This is a genomic window from Bacillus sp. CGMCC 1.16541 (assembly GCF_003184905.1).
Classification (GTDB): domain Bacteria; phylum Bacillota; class Bacilli; order Bacillales; family Bacillaceae_H; genus Priestia.
Genome location: NZ_KZ821210.1, coordinates 42,198 through 48,826, shown reverse-complemented (window position 1 = coordinate 48,826; position 6,629 = coordinate 42,198). Strand labels below are relative to the sequence as shown.

The 6,629-nt window shown below is 38.1% G+C and carries 4 protein-coding genes and 2 pseudogenes; 1 reads left to right on the top strand and 5 read right to left on the bottom strand.

The features are described from left to right. The 3 genes and pseudogenes from DIS06_RS20515 to DIS06_RS04060 all read right to left on the bottom strand — a co-directional run. Positions 1-410: pseudogene (locus DIS06_RS20515) on the bottom strand (RNA-guided endonuclease TnpB family protein); the annotation flags it as partial. A 1-nt stretch (position 411) separates the two neighbouring features. Then, positions 412-668: pseudogene (locus tag DIS06_RS20510) on the bottom strand (helix-turn-helix domain-containing protein); the annotation flags it as partial. A 270-nt stretch (positions 669-938) separates the two neighbouring features. Continuing rightward, positions 939-1,190 (bottom strand): hypothetical protein, encoded by a 252-nt coding sequence (locus DIS06_RS04060; protein ID WP_110111994.1) that lies wholly within the window; start codon positions 1,188-1,190, stop codon positions 939-941. 106 nt (positions 1,191-1,296) lie between these two features. On the opposite strand from DIS06_RS04060, the gene shc reads away from it, so the two are divergent. Continuing rightward, positions 1,297-3,186, top strand: coding sequence for a squalene--hopene cyclase (shc, locus tag DIS06_RS04055; RefSeq protein ID WP_110111993.1), 1,890 nt, complete (start codon positions 1,297-1,299; stop codon positions 3,184-3,186). 827 nt (positions 3,187-4,013) lie between these two features. Here the strand turns inward: shc and DIS06_RS04050 are convergent. Together DIS06_RS04050 and DIS06_RS04045 are read right to left on the bottom strand one after the other, a co-directional pair. Next, positions 4,014-4,589, bottom strand: coding sequence for a GNAT family N-acetyltransferase (locus DIS06_RS04050; protein WP_239421865.1), 576 nt, complete (start codon positions 4,587-4,589; stop codon positions 4,014-4,016). 110 nt (positions 4,590-4,699) lie between these two features. Next, positions 4,700-6,616: a vWA domain-containing protein gene (locus DIS06_RS04045; protein WP_110111991.1), complete on the bottom strand. Its 1,917-nt coding sequence runs from the start codon at positions 6,614-6,616 to the stop codon at positions 4,700-4,702. Positions 6,617-6,629 lie beyond the last annotated feature (13 nt).

Below are 6,629 nucleotides of genomic sequence, written 5' to 3'. Positions count from 1 at the left end.
TGCTAATTCCTGTCGTCTGGAGAGAACACGCTGTGCTTTCGCTAATGTTTCTTCCAGTTTGCGAAACCATTTAGGATTACTAAATACTTCACCTGTTGAAAGAATCGCAACATCTTTTAGACCAACATCCACACCAACAGACGAGCCTGTTTTAGGAAGTTCTTGAACTTCTGTTTCAACAAGAATGGATACAAAATACTTCCCACTTGGATGTCGTCTGATTGTCGCACTAAGAATACGCCCTTCTACTTCACGACTTTTCGCAAACTTAACGAGTCCCAGTTTAGGTAACTTGATTTTGTTGTCTACAATGGCAATATTGCCATTCGTATGCTTGGTTGTGTAGGATTGCACGTGATTCTTTTTACACTTGAAACGTGGTGCTTTGTTCTGCTTTTTAAAGAATCGTANTCGGCAAGGTTTTTTAGTGAGGATTGGATCGCAATGCTGTCTACTTCTTTTAACCAAACGAATTCTTTCTTTAGTTGTGTTAATTGAGACGAACAAGCGTTATAAGTTAACCCTTTCCCCGTTTCTTTGTAAGCATCGTTCCATTTCGCCAAAAAGTGATTGAAAACAAAGCGAGAACAACCGATTGTTTTAGCGATTAAGATTTCTTGTTCCTTATTAGGATAAATCCGAAACTTATAGGCTTTATTGACTAACATGACTTTCACCTCCTCGTGCGTTGAGATATACATATTATACCATATTAGATAGATATTCCATTTCATTTAGAGGTGAAGATATGGAAACACAATCCGTTGTCTTAAGATTTCCCAAGACTTTTTTAGATAGAGTCGACATATACAACGAGCGAAAGGGTTTTGGTACTCGTACACAAGCTATTTTTCATTTACTGCAACTCGCACTCGAACAGTTGGACAATCGAGATGGCAAGTAAGCCATCCCTTGTCCGAAGGCGATTCATCCCCCACCTACTCATTGGGCTTGGCCTTTCTCATTCCTTGAGGTGGGGGTCTTCTCGACTGAAATGATAAAAAAGGGGCAAAGTGTTCATAATACGCTTTTGCTTCTTGCACATTCACATGGTAATTTCGACTTGAACGCTTGCGGCGTTTTTTATGATTTGCCTCTAACTTTGAATGTAGATGAAGACGCCCTTGTAAATTTCCTAGTTCCCGATATGTTCCCACTCCTTGAATAACTTGCACTTCAATTTGCTGCACACTTTTCACTCCGTTACGTTTTTCTATAGTGTGCACGAAGCGTTTTTACTTTTGCAACTTTAAACATACCCTCTTTTCACTTTGAATAAAGTAGTAACATTGCGAGGTGATAAAAATGAATCATAAAATACAAGCTGAAATTAATAAACGAGTAGAGACGTTGCGAGCTCACCAACATCAAGATGGCTCGTGGCGATATATGTTTGAAGGAAGTGTTATGACCGATGCTTTTATGATTATGACCTTACGTACATTAGAAGTAAAAAACGAACAGCTCATTCAACGACTTGTGAACCGCCTTTTACACTTACAAACGTCAGATGGGGTATGGAAGTTGCACGAAGATGAAAAGCGAGGAAACTTATCAACCACCGTTCAAGCTTATACAGCACTTTTATTTTCTGGCCATTTCAAAAGAGAAGATCGACTATTACGCAAAGCTGAACGATTTATCCTTCATCATGGAGGATTGGAAAAAACACACTTTATGACAAAATGGATGCTTGCCGTTCATGGATTATATCCGTGGCCTCGTTGCTTCTATGTCCCACTCTCTCTTTTATTATTACCGACTTATTCACCGCTTAATTTTTACGAATTAAGCGCCTATGCTCGTATTCATTTCGCTCCGATGATGATTGCTGCAAATAAAAAATTAAATGTTCAATCCACATGGACACCTGATATTCGCTATTTAATCCGATCTACAAACCGCGACCTTCATGATACGTGGTATGACGAATATCGTTCTGTTTCTTCTTTTTTTACAACTGAATTAAAACGATTAGCCTCGCTACCGTCATATATCCAACGTCTCGGCTACCAAGCTGCAGAGCGCTATATGCTAGACCGTATTGAGAAAGATGGAACATTGAACAGCTATGCAAGTGCAACATTTTTTATGATTTATGCACTGCTTGCATTAAAGTATAAGAAAGATAGTCCACTAATTCAGTCTGCGCTATTCGGTCTTACGAATTTGGTGACAAACGCAAATGGCTTTGATCACCTTGAAAATTCAACATCAACAGTGTGGGATACAGCACTTTTAAGCTATGCGCTACAAGAGGCAGGTGTTTCAAGTACTGATAAAATGATTGAACGCTCTCTACATTATTTGCTTTCAAAACAACATACTAAACAAGGAGATTGGGTGATTCATAATCCAGGCGCTTTGCCCGGTGGATGGGGCTTTTCTCATATTAATACAATCAATCCTGACTTAGATGATACATCTGCTGCATTACGTGCTCTTTCAAGAAAGGCGATACGTGATGAAACAGTGCGAATGGCTTGGCAACGTGGAACATCATGGTTGTTATCGATGCAAAATAAAGACGGTGGCTTTGCGGCATTCGAAAAGAATACAAATCATCCACTTTTCACATATATTCCACTCGAAAATGCAGAGGACGCGGCCACAGACCCTTCTACACCAGATTTAACAGGAAGAGTACTTGAATACCTTGGTACGTATGCTGGGATGAATCAACACCATCCATCGATTCAATCTGCAATGAATTGGCTGTTATCTCAACAACATCGAGATGGAAGTTGGTACGGAAGGTGGGGAGTTTGCTATATTTACGGAACGTGGGCTGCTGTCACTGGCCTGCGAGCAGTTGGTGTCGAACGTTCTCATTCTCAAATAGCCAAAGCCATTCAATGGTTAAAAAGTATTCAACATGAAGATGGTGGTTGGGGAGAGTCATGTGAGAGTGCCGTGTTGAAAACTTATAAGCCACTTTCGTTTAGCACACCTTCTCAAACAGCATGGGCTTTAGATGCACTCATTTCAGTTTGTTCAATAAACGATAAAGCCATTACAAAAGGGATGCAATTTTTATTAGAGGCAAATGAGCTCCCTCATCACCAACGTCACTATCCAACAGGAATTGGATTGCCTGGTCAATTTTATATTAACTATCACAGTTACAATGAGATTTTCCCATTGCTTACATTTGGTCATTATTTGCAAAGATCCACTAAAAATTAGACTATCACTCTAAGATCTGTGCCACTTGGTTTACAGATAAAGAATAGGTAAAGCTGAGTTAAACGATGTACTCTGTTTACTTCGATTAACTCAGTTTCTTATGATGGCTTGTTCCACTTTACAAAGTCGTACATATATTAATAGTAGACCTTGTCAGTTTATCTGTGCAAGGAAAAATAGTTGGAGTGAACGATATGAGTATTCCTCGTTTTAATAAGTCGAGAATAGATGAATCTTCCTCACCTTATTCATACAACCCTATTATCCCACCTTGCTTTTCATCCTCTCATTGTCACTACTCTGCACCATCATGTTTTAATCACTGTTCTTGTCATCACCATTGCACCTGTCATTCTTCTTGTTGTGGTCACTTGTATAAATGCCTTGGAAAGCAAACTTGTATTGTACTAAAAAATGGTCGTACCTTCCTTTTCTTTCTCGTTTGTATTCGAAATAATGTTGCTTACGGCTATCGATGGGATTCATGCAATTGTGACTGGGTGGACGATTCATTTCGTTGTTCAGAACTTGTTACTTTTTCATGCAAAACATGTAATTAAAGTAAGGAAGAGACTGGAACATAAGTGTTTTAGAGGGTAAGATACCCGAACTATTTTGAGTTATAAACTCTTTATAGTTCGGGTATTTTTTAGTTTAGAAAAACAGGTTTAAAAGAATAGTGGAACGGAGCGTAAGACACTCGACTCCTGCGGAAAACGAGTAGCTGGAGCGAGGAACGAACTTGTTCTTATAACCTAACAATAATAGAAACGTCATTGTTCGTTTTTGAGAAGGAATCATCTCGTTATGTCCCACTCTCTTTTGCATTAATGAATCGTTAAACACCCTCGCTTCGTTTGGATGTACTCTTCTTTTAAGATCGAGTACATGCATAAGTCGCGATGTTGTCCCTTTATATACATACCTTTTCGAATGAGCCCTTCATAAGCCATTCCGACTTTTTCTAACACACGTTTTGATTGTTCATTTTCTTTGAAACAACGGGCTGAAATTCGAATGAGTTCCATTTCATTAAAACCGAGATCTAATAGCGCTTGCAGTGCTTCTGGTACAAACCCACGACCCCAATACTGCTTCGAAAGTGCATAGCCAACCTCTGCGACGCCGTGTGTTTTATTCCATGAAACAAAATCAATGGTTCCAATCATCTTACCTTCTTCTTTTAGTTCAATCGCCCACGGTGCCATTTGTTTTTTCTCATATTGGCCGAGCGCATACTGTACAAATTTTTCACTTTCTTCAATCGTCTGATGTTCATGCCATGTGACATATTGTACAACAGAGCTATCTGATCCATATGAAAAAATATCTTTTGCATCTTCTAGTCTTAATTTACGCATTCGAAGTCGTTTCGTTTCTAAAATTGGAAATTCACTATACATCTTCACCACAAGTCCCCCTTTGACTCTTCTCTTTTCTTTCATTATACTAATTTTTCTGAAAATTTAACACATAAAAAGAGAGCAACATCATTGCTACTCCCTTTTCTTCCCTAAATACTTTTTTGCAACAATTTACGAAGAAGCGGAAACAATACATCTGGAAGTTCCTCAATGTTTGGGACAAGAATACTGAACTTACCATAGATATTTTGAATCGTTTTTTGCTGTGCTTCTTCAATTTCACCGTTTGATAAAAAGACATTGATGACTTCAATATGATGCTTGCGTGCTTCTAACACCGCTTCGTGCGTATCAACAATTCCATTTTGCTCATAACCCATTGCAGCAGGTTCTCCGTCTGAGAATACAAGTAAAAATTTCTGTTTTTCACTCCGCTTTAACAATCGACGAGTCATATGGCGAATCGCAAAGCCATCACGATTATCTTCTTCTGGTTCTAGCTGCATAATTTCAGCACCGCTTTTTCGTCGTAATGAAGATTGAAAATCGATCACGGTATTTAAATAGTTAGGCTGACTTGTCTCTGTCGCATCATTCGTATCTTCCCAAAAGCCCACAATTTGATGAGGCACCATAACTGATTTCAGCGCTTCGTGAAACAGCGTAATTCCTAGCTTTGTTTCATCCATTTTGTCATACATAGAAGCGGAACAGTCTACAAGAAGTGAAAACACCGCATCAATTTGAGGAGATTCTTGATCTTTTTTATAAAACATCCGCGGATTGTCATCTGTCCAAAGCTTTAAAAGCTTTTTACTCAATCTTCCCATGTGAAGTTCATTACGCGGAAGGTTTTTCTTATGTTCTAGCGTTTTTTGAATCATTTGCTTTAATTTCTTTTGATAAGAAGCAATTAGTTTTTTATTTTCATCATAAGCTCGTTGCTCATTGACCGTTGGTATACGTGCTTCTTTAAAAATAGGATAAGCAAACTTATTTTCTTTCCCGTACTCGTTCTCTTCTCCACCTTCATGTAAGTTTTGCTTGTTTTCCATCGCTTCCATTTGCGAATAGTCGTTACGAGAGGTCTTTTGCGCTGACCCTTGTACAATACCTAGCGCCTGATCACCGTCATCTCCTTCACGCACTCCTTCACCAAGCAAATCTGTTTTGGACCCTTGCTCCATGTCAAACTGCAAAAAACTTTGTGTCGGTTTACTCGTCTCGCGATGCCACATTTCCATTTTTTCTTCGTGAAAATCTTCTTCGCCATCTTTTTCGTGTTTTAAAATATCGTCATTGCTTAATTTAGACTTACGCTTTAACTCATCAAAAGTTAAACCATCGTCTAATTCTTCATAATCTAACTCAGGAAGTAAGAAGTACGTATTTAACATATCGCGCTCTAAAATGTCTTCAAATACATCTACAAGATCTAAACAAATTTTTGAAATATCTTTCGTTGTTTTCGCTTCATATACTTTCATGAGCTCGTCACGTACAAATGGCATTGCGAGGTCAATAGACTCATTGATGAAAGGTATTTCCTCAAACGGATTCTCTGATGTTAACAGCAAATACATTCCGTTAAACAACGCATCGGTTTGTACACTTTTTGTCATATTTGTATTTAATTGTGTAGAAAAGTATTTACGGTACAAATCACGACGTGTTGCAAACACTTTTTTTGTACCCGGACGTTCTCTTTTACACAGTTCCTCTAAACGAATATCTTCAAATAACATAAATAACTGCTTTGCTAAGCTAGAAACAGAAGTTTTTCGAATTTGTTTAATGTAACGATCAACATCTTTAAAGTTACAATGTTTATAGCTTCCAATGCTTCTTAAAAATAAGTCACTTTTTAAGCCATGAATCATATCTTGTCGTGGTCGATTATCCCAAAAGTGACTCAAATAAATAATTTGATTTAACGGGTCGTAATAAGAAGATACACGATACTCGACTTTCACATCATCATTTTTCGTCAATGTTGTGGTTAAGTCCGCTAGTTCCATATATAAAAAAGAATCAATGTTTTTATCGTTAAATTTAATAAACCTCATGGTTCAAAACCCC